An 18962-nucleotide genomic window follows, 5' to 3' on the forward strand; every position below is an offset into this window, starting at 1 on the left:
GTCACCACACCTCTCCCTGCTTGCGCAGCGCCCGGCGGTAGACGACGGCGACGATCGAGAGCAGTACGAGGATCAGTACGCCCCAGGTCGCGGACTCGGAGAAGTTGCGGGGGCTGTCGACGAAGGAGAGCCGGTAGGCGTAGGTCACCAGGATCTCGGTGGCGTCGCCGGGGCCGCCCCGGGTCAGCAGGAAGATCACCGGGAACATGTTGAAGGTCCAGATGGTGGAGAGCAGGATCACCGTGCTGCTGACCGCGCGCAGTCCCGGCACGGTGATGTGGCGAAACCGCTGCCAGGCGCTCGCGCCGTCCATCTCGGCGGCCTCGTACAGCTCCCCCGGTATGGACTGCAGTCCGCCGAGCAGGGCGACGAGCATGAAGGGCACGCCGAGCCAGACGTTGACGGCGATGACCGAGAGCTTGGCCCAGGTCGGGTCGTTGAGCCAGGGGATCGCGTCGATGCCGCCGCCGGCCAGCAGCTTGTTGAGGATGCCGTTCTTCTCGTTGTAGAGCATCCGCCAGGTGAAGACGGAGATGAAGGCGGGGACGGCCCAGGGCAGGATCAGGGCCAGGCGGTAGAAGGTGCGGCCGCGCAGCGTGCGGTTGAGCATGTTCGCCAGCGTCAGGCCGGCCAGGAAGGTGATCGAGACACAGCCGACGGTCCACAGGACCGTCCAGCCCAGACGGTCCCAGAAGACGCTGTCGGAGAGCACGGCCTGGTAGTTGTCCAGGCCGGTGAACTTGTAGGTGGCGGGGATGTGGTTGACGCCGATGTCGCGCTGGACGTTGGCCTCATTGGCGTCGGTGAGCGAGAGGAAGACGCCGCGCACCAGCGGGTAGCCGATGATCACCCCGATGACGAGTACCACCGGGGCGACCATCGTCCATGCGTACCAGTGGGTGCCCAGCGCCCGGCGCACCCGTACAGCAACGGTCACTTGTAGTCCTTGAGCAGCTTCCGGTAGGCGTCGCCGGTCGCCTTGGCGGCCTGCTCGGGCGTGGCGGCGCCGGTGAGCACCTTGTTCATCTGGACCTTGATCGGCTCGAAGAGGGAGTTGCCCTCGGCGATCCAGGGGCGCTGGACGGCGCCGTCGACGGCGGGCTTGAAGAACTTGACCATCTCGTTGTTCTTGACGGCCGGCACGTCGTACACGGACTTGCGGGTGGGCAGCAGGCTGAGCTTGTCGGTGGTCTCCTGCTGGACCTTGGCGGAGCTCATGTACTTCACGAAGGCGTACGAGGCTTGCAGGTTCTTGCTGCCGGCGTAGACGGAGAGGTTCCAGCCGCCCTGCGGGGAGCCCTGGGCGGAGCTGCCGCCGGGGACGGGGGCGACGCCGAGGTTCTCCTTGTTGGCGGGGGACTTGAATGCCTTGCCGGCGCGGGCGCCCTCGATGTCCCAGGGGCCGTCGACGGCCATCGCGACGGTGCCGTCCTTGAGGGCCTTGAGCTGGTTCTCCTGGCCGTCGGTGGCGTCGGTGACGGCGGCCTTGGAGTCGACCAGGTCCTTGATGGCCTTGAACGCCTTGACGCCGGCGCCGTCGTCGATCTCGACGACCTTGTCGCGGGCGTCGACCATGTTGCCGCCCTCGCCGTAGAGGTAGGGCAGGAACCAGTAGGGGTCGTCGCCGCGCAGGTAGAGGGCGGTGGCGCCGGTCTTGGCCTTGATCTTCTTGGCGGAGGCGGCCAGCTCGGCGAAGGTCTTGGGCACCTCGACGCCGGCGTCCTTGAGGATCTTCTTGTTGTAGAAGAGGCCGAGGGTGTCGATGACCTGCGGCGCGGCGTAGGTCTTGCCCTTGAACTTGGTGGAGCCGACGGCCTGCGGGAGGTAGTCGTCGCTCTTGTCGAGGGCGGGGGTGCCGTCGAGCGGGGCGAGGTAGCCGAGGTTGGCGAAGTCGGCGACCCAGGCGACCTCGGTGCGCATCACGTCGGGGGCGCCGGAGTTGCCGCCGGCCGCGTTCTTGAACTTGGCGTTGGCGTCACCGAACGGGACGTTCACGTACTGGACGTGGACCTTCGGGTGCTCTTTCTGGAAGCCCTCGGCAAGCTTGCGGTAGGTCGCCTTCTCGGCGTCGTTGGAGGTGTCCCAGAAGGTAACGGTTCCGGACAGTTCGCCGCCGCTGTTGTTACTCCCTCCGCTGTCACCCCCACCGCACGCCGTCGCTGCCAGTGCCAGGCCCGCTACCAGCGCGGTGGCCGTTACGCCCCGTATGCCACGCCGCATGTGAACTCCTTAGGGAAATGCCTCAGATGGCGGTCAGGAACGTAACAGCGCTGCAAACAAACCGAAAGACCTTGCGGCAATTTTCTGCAAGACCGTTGGAACAAATTGCAACGGGATGGCCGGAACGGGACCCTCCCGGCATCCGTGGCACCGTCACCGCGCGGCTGCCCGAGCGTTGATTCCGTGAAGGCACCAACGCCCTCTTGACCTCGACAGGGACGGCAGATGACCCAGGAGCTCACTTCCCCCAGCCCCGCCCCCCAGGCCCCCGGACCGGGCCGAGGTCCGTCGTGGTGGCGCGACGCCGTCATCTACCAGGTATACGTACGCTCCTTCGCCGACAGCGACGGCGACGGCATCGGCGATCTGCGCGGGGTCCGCGAGCGCCTGCCGTACCTCCGGGACCTGGGCGTGGACGCCGTCTGGCTCACGCCCTTCTACGCCTCACCACAGGCCGACGGTGGCTATGACGTCGCCGACTACCGCGCCGTCGACCCGCTCTTCGGCAGCCTCCAGGACGCCGACGACCTGATCCGCACCGCCCACGAACTGGACCTGCGGGTGATCGTCGACATCGTCCCCAACCACACCTCCGACCGGCACCCGTGGTTCCAGGACCCCGAGCTCGCCCGGCAGCGCTATCTCTTCCGCCCCGGCAAGGGCAAGGACGGCGAACTCCCGCCCAACGACTGGGAGTCGGTCTTCGGCGGCCCGGCCTGGACCCGCACCGACCGCGGCGACTGGTACCTCCACCTCTTCGCCCCCGAGCAGCCCGACCTGGACTGGGACAATCCGGATGTGCACGCCGAATTCGAGGCCGTCATGCGCTTCTGGCTCGACCTCGGCGTGGACGGCTTCCGGATCGATGTCGCGCACGGCATGGTCAAGGCACCCGGCCTGCCGGACATCGGCCACGGCCAGCAGGCCAAGCTGATCGGCACCCAGGTGCTGCCCTTCTTCGACCAGGACGGCGTGCACGCCATCCACCGCGCCTGGCGCCGCCTCCTGGACGGATACGGCGACGCCCACGGCAAGCAGGTCGTCGGCGTCGCCGAGGCCTGGGCCCCCACCCCCGAACGCCTCGCCCTGTACGTACGCCCCGACGAACTGCACCAGGCCTTCAACTTCCAGTTCCTGAACGCCGGCTGGCAGGCCGGCGCGCTGCGCTCGGTCATCGACGCCTCGCTCGCCGCCACCGCCTCGGTCGGCGCCCCCACCACCTGGGTGCTGTCCAACCACGACGTCGTACGGCACACCACCCGGCTCGGCGGGGGCCTGGACCGCGCCCGCGCCGCCACCCTCCTGATGCTGGCCCTGCCCGGCTCGGCCTACCTCTACCAGGGCGAGGAGCTGGGACTGCCGGAGGTCACCGACCTGCCCGACGAGGCGCGCCAGGACCCGGCGTTCTTCCGCGGCCACCGGGCCTCCGGGGCCAGCGGCCAGGACGGCTTCCGCGACGGCTGCCGGGTGCCGCTCCCCTGGTCCGGCGAGCTGCCGCCGTACGGCTTCGGGCCCGGCGGCAGCTGGCTGCCGCAGCCCGCCGACTGGCGCCGCCTCACCGTCGCGGCGCAGACCGGCGACCCCGCCTCCACCCTGGAGCTCTACCGCACCGCCCTCGATCTGCGGCGACGGCTGCCGGGCCTGGGCGACGGGACGATGAACTGGCAGCCGGCCCCCGACGGGGTGCTCGCCTTCAGCCGCCCCGGCGTGCTGTGTACCGTCAACACCCTGGGCCACGACGTCGAACTCCCGCCGCCCGGAACACCGCTGCTCTCCAGCGCCCCGGTGACCGTCAACAACGCCGCCGCCGTGCTCCCCGGCGACAGCTGCACCTGGTGGGCAATCTGACGGCCGAACGGTACAGTCCCACCCATGACCGCCCGGCTGGCCGATATCGCAGCGCAGGCGGGTGTCAGCGAGGCCACCGTCAGCCGGGTGCTCAATGGAAAGCCCGGTGTCTCCGCCACCACCCGCCAGTCCGTGCTTGCCGCACTCGACGTGCTGGGCTACGAGCGCCCGGTGCGGCTGCGGCAGCGCAGCGCGGGCCTGGTCGGGCTGATCACCCCGGAGCTGGAGAACCCGATCTTCCCGGCGTTCGCCCAGGTCATCGGCCAGGCGCTGACCCGGCAGGGCTACACCCCGGTCCTCGCGACCCAGACTCCGGGCGGCTCCACGGAGGACGAGCTGACCGAGATGCTGGTCGACCGCGGGGTCGCCGGCATCATCTTCGTCTCCGGGCTGCACGCCGACACCTCCGCCGATATGCAGCGCTATGAGCAGCTGCGCGGCCAGGGCGTGCCGTTCGTCCTCATCAACGGCTTCTCCGACAAGGTGCAGGCGCCGTTCGTCTCCCCCGACGACCGGGCGGCGGTGGATCTGGCGGTCACGCATCTCAGCGCGCTCGGCCACCGGCGGATCGGGCTGGCGCTCGGCCCCCAGCGGTTCGTTCCCGTCCAGCGCAAGATCGAAGGTTTTGTCCGCAGCATGCAGGAGCGGCTGCAGATCGGCCCGGCCGAGGCGGAGCCGTTCATCCAGCACTCCCTCTACACCCTGGAGGGCGGCCAGGCCGCGGCGAGCGCGCTGATCGAGCGGGGCGCCACCGCCATCATCTGCGCCAGCGACATGATGGCGCTCGGTGCGATCCGCGCGGCCCGGCAGCGCGGGCTCGACGTACCGCGCGAGATCTCCGTGGTCGGCTTCGACGACTCCCCGCTGATCGCCTTCACCGACCCGCCGCTGACCACGATCCGGCAGCCGGTCACGGCCATGGGGCAGGCGGCGGTGCGCGCGCTCCTGGAGGAGATCGGCGGCACCCCGGCCCCGCACAGCGAGTTCGTCTTCCACCCCGAGCTGGTGGTGCGCGGCTCGACCGCCTCGGCCCCGAAACCGGCCAGGATCCCCAAGCCGCTGCGGGCCCACTGAGGGCTGCGGCCCTGAGAACGGCGGGGGTCTTCCGTCCGTCGCAAGACGGATACAGAGGGTCGAATACCCGACCGAAGGATGATCGACGAGACGTCCCTTTCTGGCAGACTGTCTGCCTATGGGTGATGCGAATACGAGGACTTTGGACGGCCTGCCGACCACCCCGCCACCCGCCGGGGAGCGTGTGGACCGCCCTGCGAGCGAAGGCCGGTTGGCCCGATTGGCCCGATTGCGGTCCCCTCGCACACCCCGCCTCTGGTTCGAGATCCTGCTGATCGCGGTCAGCTACTGGACGTACTCACTGATCCGTAACGCGGTGCCGGAGCAGAAGGCGCAGGCGCTGAAGAACGCCGACTGGATCTGGCAGGCGGAGCACTCGCTGGGCATCGCCGTGGAACACACCGTCAACCACGCGGTGAACGGCGTGACGTGGCTGATCGTGTCGATGAACTACTACTACGCGACACTCCACTTCATCGTCACGATCGGTGTGCTGGTCTGGCTCTACCGCTGGCATCCGGGCCGCTACGCCGCCGCCCGGCTGGCCCTGTTCGCCACCACCGGTGTCGCCCTGATCGGCTACTACTTCTACCCTTTGGCGCCGCCCCGGCTGATGCCGGACGGCGGCTTCGTCGACACCCTGATCAAGCACGGGACATGGGGCTCGATGGCGTCCGGCAACCTCGCCTCGATGTCCAACCAGTACGCCGCGATGCCGTCGATGCACATCGGCTGGTCGCTGTGGTGCGGTATCACTATCGCGCTGCTGGCCAAGCCGCTGTGGGCCAAGGCCCTCGGGCTGCTCTACCCCACCGTGACGCTGCTGGTCATCGTCTCCACCGCCAACCACTTCTGGCTGGACGCGGTCGGCGGAGTGCTGTGCCTGAGCTTCGGCTTCGCGCTGGCCGGTGTCTGGTACGGCACGCTGCCGCATCGTCTGTCGCGGGTGGTGCCTGCGGTGGCGTAGGCACCACAGGCCACGCGTATCGGCTTCGGCCGTACCAGCCCACCGTCCGATGGGTGACCCGGCCGCCGGTCATCGTCAGGTGTGCCGGGCTCGGCGCTCGACCGGGCCTTCGAGCTGACGCCGGCCGGGTTCCTCGGGCACTGCCGGGGGCTGCCGGCGCCGGACGCCGCGGCTCACGCCCCGTAGAACAGCTCCTCGACCACGCTGCGCGCCCGCCGGGTGATCCGCCGGTAGTCGTCGATCATCTCGCCGACGTGCCCCTCCTCGTACCCGAGGTAGCGGCCCACCGCCGCCAGCTCCCGGCCGTCGACCGGGAAGGTGTCGCCGGGGCGGCCGCGCACCAGCATCACCGCGTTGCGCACCCGCGCCGCCAGCACCCAGGCCTCGTCCAGGGTCTGGGCGTCCTCGGTGCCGATCAGCCCGGCGGCGTGGGCCGCGGCCAGCGCCTTGCGGGTACGGGTGGTGCGCAGCCCGGGGATCTCCCAGCCGTGCTGCATCTGCATCAGCTGCACCGTCCACTCGACATCGCTCAGACCGCCGCGCCCCAGCTTGGCGTGGGTGGTCGGGTCCGCGCCGCGGGGCAGCCGCTCGGACTCCATCCGGGCCTTGAGCTTGCGGATCTCGCGGACCGCGTCGTCGCCCAGGCCCTCGGCGGGATAGCGCAGCGGGTCGATCAGCTCGATGAACCGCTGTCCCAGCTCGACGTCGCCGGCGACCGGTTCGGCGCGCAGCAGGGCCTGCGCCTCCCACACCAGCGACCAGCGCCGGTAGTAGGCGGCGTACGAGGCGAGGGTGCGCACCAGCGGTCCCGATCTGCCCTCCGGGCGCAGATCCGCGTCGATGGGCAACGGCGGGTCGGAGGAGGGGAGTTCGAGCAGCCGGCGCATCTCGTTGGCCACCGCGTGGGCGGCCTGGGCGGCCTCCTGCTCGTCGGCGCCCTCGCGCGGCTCGTGGACGAACAGGACATCGGCGTCCGAGCCGTAGCTCAGCTCATGTCCGCCGAACCGGCCCACGCCGATCACCGCGAAGTGGGTGGGAAGGGTGTCGCCCCACTGCTCGCGGACCGCGGCGCGCAGGGCACCGGCGAGGGTGGCGGCGTTGAGGTCGGAGACCGCGGCGCCGACGGTGTCGACGGAGTGGCCGTGGTCGGTCTCCGCCGGGCTGAACTCCGTGCCGTACGCGCCGATCACATCCGCCGCGGCCGTACGGAACAGCTCCCGGCGGCGCACCCCACGGGCCGCGGCGGCCGCCGCCTCCGCACCGTCCGCTCGGCCGACCGCGGCCAGCACCTCCTGCTCCAGCGCCGCCCGGGAGCGCGGCTGCAGCCCGTCGGGGGCGCCCAGCAGCGCGACCGCCTCGGGGGCGCGCAGCAGCAGATCGGGGGCGAACCGGCCGGCGGACAGCACCCGGGCGAGGTTCTCGGCGGCCGCGCCCTCGTCGCGCAGCAGCCGCAGATACCAGGGCGTCTTGCCGAGCGCGTCGGAGACCTTGCGGAAGTTGAGCAGCCCGGCGTCCGGGTCGGCGGAGTCCGCGAACCAGGCGAGCAGCACCGGCAGCAGCGTGCGCTGGATGGCGGCCTTGCGGGTCACGCCGGACGCCAGCGCCTCCAGATGCCGCAGCGCGGCGACCGGGTCGGCGTAGCCCAGGGCTTCGAGGCGATGGCCGGCGGCCTTGGCGGAGAGCCGGGTCTCGCCGGGCTCCAGATGGGCGACGGCGTCGAGCAGAGGCCGGTAGAAGAGCTTCTCGTGCAGTCGGCGCACCTCGCGGGCGTGCCACTTCCACTCCCTGCGGAGGGTGTCGACCGGCTCGGTGCGCAGGCCCAACGAGCGTGCCAGCCGCCGGAGTTCGACCTCGGCCTCGGGCATCAGATGCGTACGGCGCATCCGGAAGAGCTGGATACGGTGCTCCAGCGTGCGCAGAAAACGGTAGGCGGCATCCAGCGCCGCGGCGTCCTGGCGCCCGACATAGCCGCCGGCCGCCAGCGCCGCCAGCGCGTCGAGGGTGGTGGCGCTGCGCAGCGTGGCATCGCTGCGGCCGTGCACCAACTGCAGCAGCTGGACGGCGAATTCGACATCGCGCAGCCCGCCGGGGCCGAGCTTGAGCTCCCGCTCGACCTGGGCCGCGGGGATGTTCTCGACGACCCGGCGGCGCATCTGGCGCACATCGGCGACGAAGTTCTCCCGCTCGGCGACGTCCCACACCATCGGCGACAGCGCGTCGACGTACTCCTGCCCCAGCCCCAGGTCACCGGCCATCGGCCGGGCCTTGAGCAGCGCCTGGAACTCCCAGGTCTTGGCCCAGCGCTGGTAGTAGGCGAGATGGCTGCTGAGCGTGCGCACCAGCGGGCCGTTGCGGCCCTCGGGGCGCAGATTGGCGTCCACCGGCCAGATCGTGCCCTCGACCGTGTTGTCCGAGCACAGCCGCATCATGCGGGCGGCGAGCCGGGTCGCGGCCTGCAGCGCCTTGGCCTCGTCGACGCCTTCCTTGGCCTCGGCGACGAAGATGACATCGACGTCGGAGACATAGTTCAGCTCCCGGCCGCCGCATTTGCCCATGCCGATGACCGCCAGCCGGCTCACCGCCGCGTCGCCGGGGGCCTCTTCGTAGCTGATCTCCAGGGCGGCGCGCACCGTGGCGGTGGCCAGGTCCGCCAGCTCCGCCGCCGCCTCGGCGACATCGGTCGTGCCGCACACATCGCGGGCCGCGATGCCCAGCAGGGCCCGGCGGTAGGCGGCGCGCAGCGCATCCGCGCGCGGCCGGTCGGCGCCCCGCTCGCCCCAGATGCCCTCGGCGAGCGCCTGCTCGAACTCGGGGGTGGTGGGGTGCAGATCGACCGACTCGTAGGTGACCAGCGACTGCCAGTCGTCCGGATGCCGGGCGAGATGGTCGGCAAGCGCCTCGGAGGCGCCCATCACGCCCAGCAGCCGGTCGCGCAGCGGTTTGGCCGCGACCAGGGTGCTCAGCAGGGCCTGCTGCTCGTCCGGTTCCTGCGCCTCCACCAGGCGGACCAGACCGCGCAGCGCGAGGTCCGGGTCCGCGGTGGCCCCCAGCGCCTCCAGCAGCACCGAGTCATCGCGTACGGGGGCGAGTTCGGGGGCTTCGAGCAGCTCCCCGGCCGCCGAGGGGTCGGTGAAACCGTGTCTCAGCAGCCGGGTGAAGGTGCTGCTCCGCCGTCCCTGCGGAGCGGGTAGTGCCATGGTGCAGCCTCTCGGTGGCCGGTGGCTCAGAGCACGGGCAGCATCTTGCGCAGCTCGAAGGCGGTGACCTCCGACCTGTACTCCTCCCACTCCTGCTTCTTGTTGCGCAGGAAGAAGTCGAAGACGTGCTCACCGAGGGTCTCGGCGACCAGTTCGCTGCGCTCCATCAGGTCGATGGCCTCGCCGAGGTTCTGCGGCAGCGGCTCGATGCCCATCGCCCGGCGCTCGGAGTCCGACAGCGCCCAGACGTCGTCATCGGCGCCGGCCGGGAGTTCGTAGCCCTCCTCGATGCCCTTGAGACCGGCCGCCAGCAGCACCGCGTACGTCAGATACGGGTTGGCGCCGGAGTCGATCGAGCGGACCTCGACCCGGGTCGAGCCCATCTTGCCGGGCTTGTACATCGGGACGCGGATCAGCGCGGAGCGGTTGTTGTGGCCCCAGCAGATGTAGGAGGGAGCCTCGCCGCCGGCGCCGGCGGTGCGGTTGGCGCCGCCCCAGATGCGCTTGTAGGAGTTGACCCACTGGTTGGTGACGGCGGAGATCTCGCCCGCGTGCTTGAGCAGACCGGCGATGAACGAGCGGCCGACCTTGGAGAGTTGGTACTCCGAGCCGGACTCGTGGAAGGCGTTACGGTCGCCCTCGAAGAGCGAGAGGTGGGTGTGCATACCGGAGCCCGGGAACTCCGAGAACGGCTTGGGCATGAACGTCGCCTGGACGCCCTGCTCCAGCGCCACCTGCTTCATGACCAGCCGGAACGTCATGATGTTGTCCGCGGTCGACAGCGCGTCGGCGTAGCGGAGGTCGATCTCCTGCTGGCCGGGCGCGCCCTCGTGGTGGCTGAACTCCACCGAGATGCCCATCGACTCCAGCATCGTGATGGCCTGCCGGCGGAAGTCCATGCCGACGTTCTGCGGGGTGTGGTCGAAGTAGCCGGAGGAGTCGCCGGGGGTGGGCCGCTGGCCGTCCACCGGCTTGTCCTTGAGCAGGAAGAACTCGATCTCGGGGTGGGTGTAGAAGGTGAACCCGAGGTCGGAGGTCTTGGCCAGGATGCGCTTGAGGACATAGCGCGGGTCGGCGTACGACGGGGAGCCGTCCGGCATCAGGATGTCGCAGAACATCCGGGCGGTGCCGGGGGCCTCGGCGCGCCAGGGCAGGATCTGGAAGGTGCCGGGGTCGGGCTTCGCGATCATGTCGGATTCGTACACGCGGGCGAATCCTTCAATGGCCGAGCCGTCGAAGCCGATGCCCTCGTCGAAGGCCTGCTCCAGCTCGGCGGGGGCCACCGCCACGGACTTGAGGAATCCGAGTACGTCGGTGAACCACAGCCGGACGAAGCGAATGTCGCGCTCTTCCAGCGTCCGGAGCACAAACTCCTGCTGCTTGTCCATGGGTCACCAATCCTTGCAGGTCAATCGGCCTGTCCACACGCGGGGAACGACGCGGTGTGGCACACCAGTATCACGTGCGGGGGTTACCGTCACATTACGCACCCTTGGCCTGAATCAGAACCGCCGCCCCGTAACCCTCCTCGCGGATCCTTCCCCGTAGGGAACGAGGTCAGCGCGGTCCGCGGCGCCGAACAGCCGGCTTGGCCCAGTCTTGGGCCGCAAATGATCACCCATTGACCCGGTATTGACGGCTCCGTGCCTTGCCGTTCCTACGCTGACTCCGACCGGTGCAAGGCGATCCGGAACAGCCGGAACATACGGGGAGACGGGGCATGGGACAGGGCTTCCAGACCAACCCGGACGCGATATTCCACTGCGCGTCCGGCACCGAACAGCATCAGGAGGCGGTCCCGCGGATCGCGCGGGCGCTGGAGCATGTGGACATACCGTCGGGTGCCTTCGGCAAGCTGCCGGAGTCCGACGAGCTGCACACCTCGTACAACGAGCACGCCACCGCGGCGCAGCAGAACATCCATGACATCACCGACCTGCTGCAGAGCGCGGCGGAGAGCCTGCGGGCGATGGCAGGCGCCTATGTCGCCAATGAATACGCCCTCCAGGAAGGCTTCGGCGGGAGCGGCGCGGGCGGCGGGAGCGTGCCCGTATGAGCGTCTCGGCCGCCTATGCGTGGGTCAACAAGGAGATCGAGAAGCTTCCCGACGTCGAGGAGATCCACAACAGCGAGGAGCACGGCATCGACGCCGGGCTCGACGACGCGATCCGGTGGTTCCTCGACAAGATCGGGCTGATGGACGACCTGGAAAAGGTCACCGGCATGCCCACGCAGCTCACCGCCGCCGCCAAGGAGTGGCGCGCACAGGCCGATGCGCTGCACAAGGTGGCCGACGGGCTGCGGTCGGCGGCACGGGCGCTGCCCGAGCAGTGGGAGGGCGACGCCTCCGACGGCTTCGGCCACGGGATGGGCAAGATCGTCGATGCCATCGACGACACCGCCAAGGACATGGGCAAAACCGCGGGGATCCTCAGTCAGGCCGCCGCGGAGTGCAAGTTCGCCGAGGACGCCATCGTCGCGATCATCCGCGAGGCGATCGAGTGGGCGGCGATGACCCTGGCCGCGATGGTGATCACCGACATTCTCACGCTGGGCCTGGCGACGGTGGTGGACGGCCTGGTCGCGGAGGCGGAGGTCGCGGTCTTCATCGGCCGGGTCGAGAAGGTCTCCACGGGCCTGGCCAAGACGCTGCGGGACCTGATGAAGGCCGTCAAGGAGTTCAAGAGCGGCGCGAAGTCCTTCAACGAGGCGCGCAAGGTCGCCGCCACACTGCGCAAGCTGGGCGGGCCCACGGGCATGCGCGGGCAGAGCATGCGGGACTGGATGGCCCACCACATCGTCACCGGCCAGATCGCCGGTCACGGCTCGAAGCCCCTCATCGGCGCCGCCACCGGCCTCACCGGCGACTACAAGGCCCCGGCCGAGGAAGCGATCAAGCACTTCGGCAAGGAGGCGCTGGACGACGACGGCCCGAAGGAGCCGAAGCCGTATCGCGTGCCCAAGGGCAGTATCGAGGACACCTTCGGCTGAGTGCCGGGGCGGACAGAGAGACGGATATGCACCCCACCCCCGTCGTCCCGGAGCGGGACGCCTGGCTCATCGCGCACGGTTCGGGTCATCTGCGGCCGGGAGAGACCCTGTACGGCGCCCTGCCGGTGAAGCTCGACCCGCTGGTGCCCGACGTCATCCCCAAGCGCTGCCGCCGGCCCAAGCCCGCGGCGCGGGAGAAGGCACGGTTCAAGGGATGGCAGCGGATCTTTCTGCCCGTGGGCGCTGTCATGTGGCTGTGTTCCGTCCCTGCCGGGCTGGTGGAAGCGGGTGCGCACCACACCTGGCGCGGGGTGCGCCGGATCTTCCGCGGGCGTGTCTGGGAAGGGGGCTGGGACAGCGTCGCGGGGTGGTTCGTCATCACCACCCGCACCGGCACGCCGGACGTCTCCCACTACGCCAACGAGCAGCTCGCGCTGGCCTTCACCGACCAGCGGCTGTTGCTGCTGAGCAAGCCCTCGATGCCGGAGCGGGAGGCGGCCCGGCTGCTCGGCGAGCTGCCGCGTGGACGGTACGGCCTGCGGCGCGACCCGCATCCCGCGCGCCACACGTCCCGGGTGGACATCGCCTTCCCCGACGGATCCTGGCTGGCACTGGAGGCCGGTGAACGGCGGCAGGTGCCGCTGCTCACCGGCCTCCTGGGGCCGGCCTAGCCAGGGCCTGTCCGGCGGATCAGGGTCGGACAGGCCCTAGACGGACGGCACCGCCGCGTCGCGCCCCGTCCCCGACAGATCCAGTACCGCCCGGACCACCGACTCCGGCACATCGGCCATCACCAGATGGCCCGCGGGCGCGGCGACCGCGAACCGGCCGCCCAGCTCGGCGGCGAGCGCCCGCTGCCGCTCCAGCCAGCGCAGTTGGCCCGCCGTCTCGCTGCCGTCGTACGCCGCCAGGACCGTCACCGGTGCGCCCGGCATCGGATGGTCCGCACGCAGCGCGGCGAGCTCGGCGGCCTGGTAGAGGTAGGTGGCGTTCTCCAGGGCACAGGCCTTCACGACCCGGCTGGTGCGGTAGCCGGCGCGCTCCCACGGGTGCGGCGGGTGGCTGCCGACGGTCGAGACACGGCCGATCAGACGGCGGGTGACCGGGCCCAGGACGCGCGGCAGCCCGGCGGCGGACAGCGCTCCGGCCAGCCCGCCCGCCCAGGCGGTACGCAGCGCACGCGGCAGCCGGGGCCGCGGGCGCTCCTCGACACTGCCGTCGACCAGCACGGCCCCGGCGCAGCGGTCGGGGTGCAGCCGGGCGAACGCCTCGGCGTGGAAACCGGCGAGCGAGTGGCCGACGACGGTGGCGGGGCCGAAATGGCCGAGCGCGTCCAGGAGATGGGCGATCCGGTCCGCCTCGGCGGCGAGGGTGGGCGGCGCGGGCGCCGGTCCGCTCAGGCCGAGACCGGGGCGGTCGAAGCGGACGACGGTGCGGTGCGGGGCGAGCAGCGCGGCGACCGCGTCCCAGTCGAACCACGCCATGCCAAGGCCGCCGCTGAGGACACAGACGGGGCCGCTGCCCTCGGTCAGCACATGCAGCGGTACTCCGTCGACGCGCAGAATGCGGCCGGGGGTGGGCAGCGGGCGCGGGGTTCGGCTCATCGGTCTCCTTCTCCTGGCTTCGGGTACGGGGACGGCTTCGGGGACGGCTTCGGGTGCGGGGACGCCGGCGGGGCGGGCGGCACCGGCCGTACGGCGGGCTCCGCGGCGCCCGTCCGTGCCGACCGCGCCACACAGCCTGCGAGCAGCACGATGTAGAGGGCCACCAGCAGGACCTGCAGACGCTGTCCGGCGCCGAGGGCCAAGGTGCCCTGACCCGCGGTGAAGGCCGCGACGGAGGCCAGCGTCCAGATCGTTGCGGCGAGTTCGGCCAACACCAGCGGCGGTCCGAGGCGGCCGAGCGCCGGCCATCGGTCGTAGCGCCGGGCGGCGAAGGTCAGCAGGACCAGCGCGGCGAGCGCGCCGATCATGGCGCAGGAGCTGCTGAGGGCGTGCGCGGTATGGGTGGCCGGCACCAGGCCCGCGGTCTCCCGGGCCGCGCACGCCGGGTCGCTGGTCGGCGCGCAGCTCAGCGGCAGCCGGGAGTCGACGGCCGTGGCGGCGCCGAAGAGCGCCAGCGCGACCCAGCCCGCCGTCGCCCACGGTCTGCGTTCCAGGGTCAGCAGCGCGGTCACCGCACCGGCGAGTACGAGCAGCCCGGCGATCAGATCGGTGGCGCGGAAGAGCCCGCCGAGCGGCTGGTCGGCGGCGGCCAGCTCGCTGACGTACGCCTGCACGGGGTCGAGGCCGGTGGCGACCACCAGCTCCAGCACCCACGCGGTGTACGCGAGGGCGCCGAGCAGCAGCAGCGCGGCGGCCGCCCGGTGGCGGGCGGCGGCGGGAGGGCGGGTACGGGTCACGGACATCCAGGTGTTCGGGAGGACCCGGCCCGCCGCGCGGCAATCCCCGGCTGCCGCCGGGGGTGCCCCCGCGCAGGCCGTTGGCGCGGGTAGGCCAAGGATAGGCGGGTGGTTGAGGGGCGGGCCGGGCCGGTGGCCCCCCGTTCGGCGGCCACCACTGGAGGCCCATACCCCTCGGGGGTAGGGTGCGTGAGGCGGCCGTCATGACGTCCGCCGGTTCGTCGTTCCGTCGAGAGGTCCGCGATGCGGGAACAGGGCAAGGCCGCCGCGTGGTGCGGCCGACTGCTGCTGTTCACAGCGCTGATCGTCGGCATCGTCACCACGCATACGTCCGGGTACCCGATGACCGGACACGACGGGCACGACACCCGCGTCGTTCTCTGTGTCTGGGCGCTCGCCCTCCTGGTCCTCCTCGGCGTCGGCACGCTGACCGGGCGCCCGGAGACCGGCCTGCTCGCGGCGGTGCGCGCACGTCTGCCGCACGGCCGGTGGCAGATATCCGCGTCGCCGCGCCTCAAACTCCTCGCCCGACTGTCGGTGCTGCGCGTGTAGGAGCGCGCCCCGCCGCCGACGCCCACCGGAGTCCGCGGCAGCGCCGCCCCTCACACCGACCCTCGCTCACCACCGACATCGTCACGAGGTGCTTCTCCCATGCGTACGCACTCCCGCCGCGCCCTGCTCGGCGCGGGTATCGCCGTCGCCGGCAACGGTCTGCTGACCGCCTGTGCCACCGGCGCATCCGGCTCCGGCCGGCAGGCCGGCCCGGACGGCAAGAACGTCATGGACCACTCCCACGACTCCGGCGACGTGCCGCCCGGCTATGTCTCCCCCGACGGCCCGGAGGTCGCCGAGACCGAGCGCAGGCGGGGCGCGGGCCCTGTGCGCCATTACTCGCTGACCGCCGCCGAGACCCGCCTCGACCTGGGCGGCCGTACCGTTCGGACCTGGGCGTACGGCGACGAACTGCCCGGCAAGGAGCTGCGGATCACGGCGGGCGACAGAATGGCGCTGACCCTCGCCAACCACCTTCCGCAGTCCACGACCCTGCACTGGCACGGGCTGGCCGTGCGCAACGACATGGACGGCGTCCCGGGCCTGACCCAGCGGTCCGTCAAACCCGGCGCCACCTTCGACTACCACTTCGCGGTCACCGACCCCGGTACGCACTGGGTGCACCCGCACTACGGCGTGCAGCTGGACCGCGGGCTCTACACGGCGCTCATCGTCGAGGACCCCAGGGAGCCGCTCTCGTACGACCAGGAGTGGGTCGTCATGATCGACGACTGGCTCGACGGGATCGACGGCAGCACACCCGACGCCGTGCTGACCGAGCTGCACCACGGCAGGAACCACCATGGCATGGGCCACGAGGACATGGACGACGGTCCGCGAACGAGGGGCGGCGGCGGAACGACCCATGGCGCGCACGGCAAGGACGGACAGGCCGCGGCGCCCTCCGACGGCCCGTCGCGGGTGCTGAAGGACGCCAGGAGCAGGCTGCTGCGCGGCATCGCGGGCGATGTGGACCACCCGTACCACCTCATCAACGGCCGTACCGCCGAGGACCCGCAGACCTTCCGCGCCAGGCCCGGCGACCGCATCCGGATCCGGTTCATCAACGCGGGCAGCGACACCTGCTACCGCGTCGCGCTCGGCGGCCACCGGATGACCGTGACCCACACCGACGGCCGCCCCGTCGAGCACGACACGACCGATGCGCTGCTGATCGGCATGAGCGAGCGCTATGACGTCATGATCACGGCCAAGGACGGCGTCTTTCCGCTCACCGCGCTCGCCGAGGGCAAGCAGCGCTCCGCGCTGGCCGTGCTGCGCACCGGAAGCGGCGAGGCGCCCGGCCCGTCGGTGCGCCCCAAGCGGCTGTACGGCAAGTTGGTGACCGCGGACCGACTCAGGGCCGCCGAGTCGGTCCGGGCCGTATCCCGCCGACCCGACCGCACCATCGACATGACGCTCTCCGGCTCCATGAAGAGGTTCGACTGGTCGATCAACCGGGAGGCGTACTCGTCGTCGCAGCGGTACGCGGTCGAGGCCGGTGAACGGGTCCGGATCACCTTCCGCAACCACTCCAGGATGTGGCACCCGATGCATGTGCACGGGCACACCTTCACGCTGCCGGACGGCGGCCCCCGCAAGGACACCATGATGGTGCTGCCCGGCCGCAGGATCGCGGTCGACTTCGACGCCGACAACCCCGGGCTGTGGATGGTCCACTGCCACAACCTCTACCACTCGGAGTCGGGGATGATGACGGTCATGGGCTACCGGAAGAAGTGACCCGGCACGGCGTGCGACGGGCGGCCCGCAGGGCGATTCGGGCCGCCCGGCACGCCGCCGTTCAAGCCCGCCCGTAACGCCTCCGAAGCACCACCGACACCGCTTCGACCCCCCATTGCGTCAGAAAGACGATTACACTGGCGGGGTGCCTCAACTTCGTCTCGCCCTCAATCAGATCGATTCCTGTGTCGGCGATCTCGCCCAGAACGCCGAGACGATCGCGCACTGGACCCGGCACGCCGCCGACCAGGGCGCACACCTCGTCGCGTTCCCCGAGATGGCGCTGACCGGCTATCCCGTCGAGGACCTCGCACTGCGCCCGTCGTTCGTCGAGGCGAGCCGCACCGCGCTGCGGGCGCTGGCCGGCCGGCTGGACGAGCAGGGCCTGGGCGACCTCCCGGTGATCGTCGGCTATCTCGACCGCGGTGAGCAGGCCACACCACGCTACGGACGGCCCGCGGGCGCCCCCCAGAACGCCGCCGCCGTGCTGCACCGCGGCGATGTCGCCCTGTCCTTCGCCAAGCACCACCTTCCCAACTACGGCGTCTTCGACGAGTTCCGCTACTTCGTCCCCGGCGACACACTGCCCGTCGTACGGGTGCACGGCGTGGATGTCGCGCTCGCCATCTGCGAGGACCTGTGGCAGGACGGCGGCCGGGTGCCGGCCACTCGCAGTGCGGGCGCCGGGCTGCTGCTGTCCATCAACGCCTCACCGTACGAGCGGGACAAGGACGACACCCGGCTGGAGCTGGTCCGCAAGCGGGCCCAGGAGGCCGGCTGCACCACCGCGTATCTGGCGATGATCGGCGGCCAGGACGATCTGGTCTTCGACGGCGACTCGATCGTCGTCGACAAGGACGGCGGGGTGATCGCGCGGGCCCCGCAGTTCGCTGAGGGCTGCGTACTGGTCGATCTGGAACTGCCCGCCGCGGCGCCCGTGCCGCCCTCCGGCGTGCTCGACGACGGACTGCGCGTCGCCCACCTCACCCTCTCCTCCGAGCCGCTGCCGTCCTACGTCCCCGAGACCCTCGGCGGCGAGGCCGAACGCCTCACGGACATCGAGGAGATCTACACCGCGCTGGTCGTCGGCCTGCGCGCGTATGTCGCCAAGAACGGCTTCCGCAGCGTGGTGCTCGGCCTCTCCGGCGGGATCGACTCCGCGCTGGTCGCCGCCCTCGCCTGCGACGCCCTGGGCGCGGGCCAGGTCCACGCGGTGGCGATGCCCTCGCGCTACTCCTCCGAACACTCGCTCACCGACGCCGCCGAACTCGCCCGCCGTACGGGCCTGTCCTTCCGTACGGTGCCGATCGGCCCGATGTTCGACGCCTACATGCAGGCGCTCCCCCTCACCGGCCTCGCCGAGGAGAACCTCCAGTCGCGGCTGCGCGGAACGACCTTGATGGCGATCTCCAACCAGGAGGGCCACCTGGTCCTCGCCCCCGGCAACAAGTCCGAGCTGGCCTGCGGCTATTCGACCCTTTACGGCGACTCGGTCGGCGGCTACGGCCCCATCAAGGACGTCTACAAATCGGTCGTCTACGAGCTGGCCCGCTGGCGCAACCAGGCCGCCGCCGACCGCGGCCGGACCCCGCCGATCCCGGAGAACACCCTCACCAAGCCGCCGAGCGCCGAACTCCGCCCCGGCCAGGTCGACACCGACTCGCTCCCCGACTACGACATCCTGGACCGCATCCTGGAGCTGTACGTCGACCGCGACCGCGGCCTGGCGGACATCGTCGCCCAGGGCTTCGACGAGGAACTGGCCGCGCGGGTGGTGCGGATGGTCGACACGGCCGAGTACAAGAGGCGCCAGTACCCGCCGGGCACCAAGATCTCCGCCAAGGGCTTCGGCAAGGACCGGCGGCTGCCGATCACCAATCGCTGGCGGGAGACGCCGGGCCGCGCCTAGGCCCTGTCGCCGAACTCCCGCCGCGACGCCTGGCACGCAGGGGCGGCCCCGGTCCGTCGT

Annotated in this window: 15 protein-coding genes; 9 read left to right on the forward strand and 6 right to left on the reverse strand. The window is 71.1% G+C overall.

Going from position 1 to position 18962, the window contains the following annotated elements:
- Position 1: 1 nt before the first annotated feature.
- Together KI385_RS13740 and KI385_RS13745 are read right to left on the reverse strand one after the other, a co-directional pair.
- Positions 2–880: a carbohydrate ABC transporter permease gene (locus KI385_RS13740; protein WP_425357072.1), complete on the reverse strand. Its 879-nt coding sequence runs from the start codon at positions 878–880 to the stop codon at positions 2–4.
- Positions 881–933: 53 nt separating this feature from the next.
- Positions 934–2220, reverse strand: a complete 1287-nt coding sequence (locus KI385_RS13745) for an extracellular solute-binding protein (RefSeq protein ID WP_238572485.1) — start codon at positions 2218–2220, stop codon at positions 934–936.
- Positions 2221–2445: 225 nt separating this feature from the next.
- Between KI385_RS13745 and KI385_RS13750 the strand changes: the two genes are divergently transcribed.
- From KI385_RS13750 to KI385_RS13760, 3 genes are all read left to right on the forward strand, one after another.
- On the forward strand, positions 2446–4068 hold the full coding sequence (locus KI385_RS13750; RefSeq protein ID WP_238572486.1) for a glycoside hydrolase family 13 protein: 1623 nt from the start codon (positions 2446–2448) through the stop codon (positions 4066–4068).
- A gap of 24 nt (positions 4069–4092) precedes the next feature.
- Positions 4093–5142 carry a LacI family DNA-binding transcriptional regulator gene (locus KI385_RS13755; RefSeq protein ID WP_238572487.1) on the forward strand — a complete coding sequence of 350 codons (1050 nt, stop codon included), beginning with the start codon at positions 4093–4095 and terminating at the stop codon, positions 5140–5142.
- A gap of 118 nt (positions 5143–5260) precedes the next feature.
- Complete coding sequence (locus KI385_RS13760) at positions 5261–6109, forward strand: phosphatase PAP2 family protein (protein ID WP_238572488.1); 849 nt, start codon at positions 5261–5263, stop codon at positions 6107–6109.
- Between the two features lie 173 nt (positions 6110–6282).
- Here KI385_RS13760 and KI385_RS13765 read toward each other — a convergent pair whose 3' ends face one another.
- A complete protein-coding gene (locus KI385_RS13765) occupies positions 6283–9306 on the reverse strand; it encodes a bifunctional [glutamine synthetase] adenylyltransferase/[glutamine synthetase]-adenylyl-L-tyrosine phosphorylase (protein WP_238572489.1) in 3024 nt (1007 codons plus the stop codon).
- A gap of 26 nt (positions 9307–9332) precedes the next feature.
- The gene (locus tag KI385_RS13770; RefSeq protein ID WP_238572490.1) at positions 9333–10694 is read right to left on the reverse strand and encodes a glutamine synthetase family protein; all 1362 of its coding nucleotides are present in this window, start codon (positions 10692–10694) and stop codon (positions 9333–9335) included.
- A 332-nt stretch (positions 10695–11026) separates the two neighbouring features.
- On the opposite strand from KI385_RS13770, the gene KI385_RS13775 reads away from it, so the two are divergent.
- The 3 genes from KI385_RS13775 to KI385_RS13785 are packed head-to-tail and all read left to right on the forward strand — an operon-like array spanning position 11027 to position 12968.
- Positions 11027–11362, forward strand: a complete 336-nt coding sequence (locus tag KI385_RS13775; protein WP_238572491.1) for a hypothetical protein — start codon at positions 11027–11029, stop codon at positions 11360–11362.
- A complete protein-coding gene (locus tag KI385_RS13780) occupies positions 11359–12297 on the forward strand; it encodes a WXG100 family type VII secretion target (protein WP_238572492.1) in 939 nt (312 codons plus the stop codon). Before KI385_RS13775 ends, KI385_RS13780 begins: the two co-directional genes overlap by 4 nt.
- Positions 12298–12323: 26 nt before the next feature.
- Entirely contained in the window at positions 12324–12968 is a 645-nt protein-coding gene (locus tag KI385_RS13785; RefSeq protein ID WP_238572493.1) for a hypothetical protein, read from the forward strand.
- A 36-nt stretch (positions 12969–13004) separates the two neighbouring features.
- On the opposite strand, the gene KI385_RS13790 is transcribed toward KI385_RS13785, so the two are convergent.
- Both KI385_RS13790 and KI385_RS13795 read right to left on the reverse strand, forming a co-directional pair.
- Positions 13005–13901 carry an alpha/beta fold hydrolase gene (locus KI385_RS13790; RefSeq protein WP_238572494.1) on the reverse strand — a complete coding sequence of 299 codons (897 nt, stop codon included), beginning with the start codon at positions 13899–13901 and terminating at the stop codon, positions 13005–13007.
- On the reverse strand, positions 13898–14704 hold the full coding sequence (locus KI385_RS13795; RefSeq protein ID WP_238572495.1) for a DUF998 domain-containing protein: 807 nt from the start codon (positions 14702–14704) through the stop codon (positions 13898–13900). The genes KI385_RS13790 and KI385_RS13795 overlap by 4 nt, the downstream gene beginning before the upstream one ends.
- A gap of 237 nt (positions 14705–14941) precedes the next feature.
- Here KI385_RS13795 and KI385_RS13800 point away from each other — a divergent pair, with 237 nt between their 5' ends.
- From KI385_RS13800 to KI385_RS13810, 3 genes are all read left to right on the forward strand, one after another.
- Entirely contained in the window at positions 14942–15250 is a 309-nt protein-coding gene (locus KI385_RS13800) for a hypothetical protein (RefSeq protein WP_238572496.1), read from the forward strand.
- A gap of 99 nt (positions 15251–15349) precedes the next feature.
- Positions 15350–16993 (forward strand): multicopper oxidase family protein, encoded by a 1644-nt coding sequence (locus tag KI385_RS13805; RefSeq protein ID WP_238572497.1) that lies wholly within the window; start codon positions 15350–15352, stop codon positions 16991–16993.
- 145 nt (positions 16994–17138) lie between these two features.
- Complete coding sequence (locus tag KI385_RS13810) at positions 17139–18902, forward strand: NAD+ synthase (protein WP_238572498.1); 1764 nt, start codon at positions 17139–17141, stop codon at positions 18900–18902.
- Positions 18903–18962: the final 60 nt, after the last annotated feature.

The organism is Streptomyces inhibens, assembly GCF_022221585.1.
In the GTDB taxonomy this organism is placed as follows: domain Bacteria; phylum Actinomycetota; class Actinomycetes; order Streptomycetales; family Streptomycetaceae; genus Streptomyces; species Streptomyces inhibens.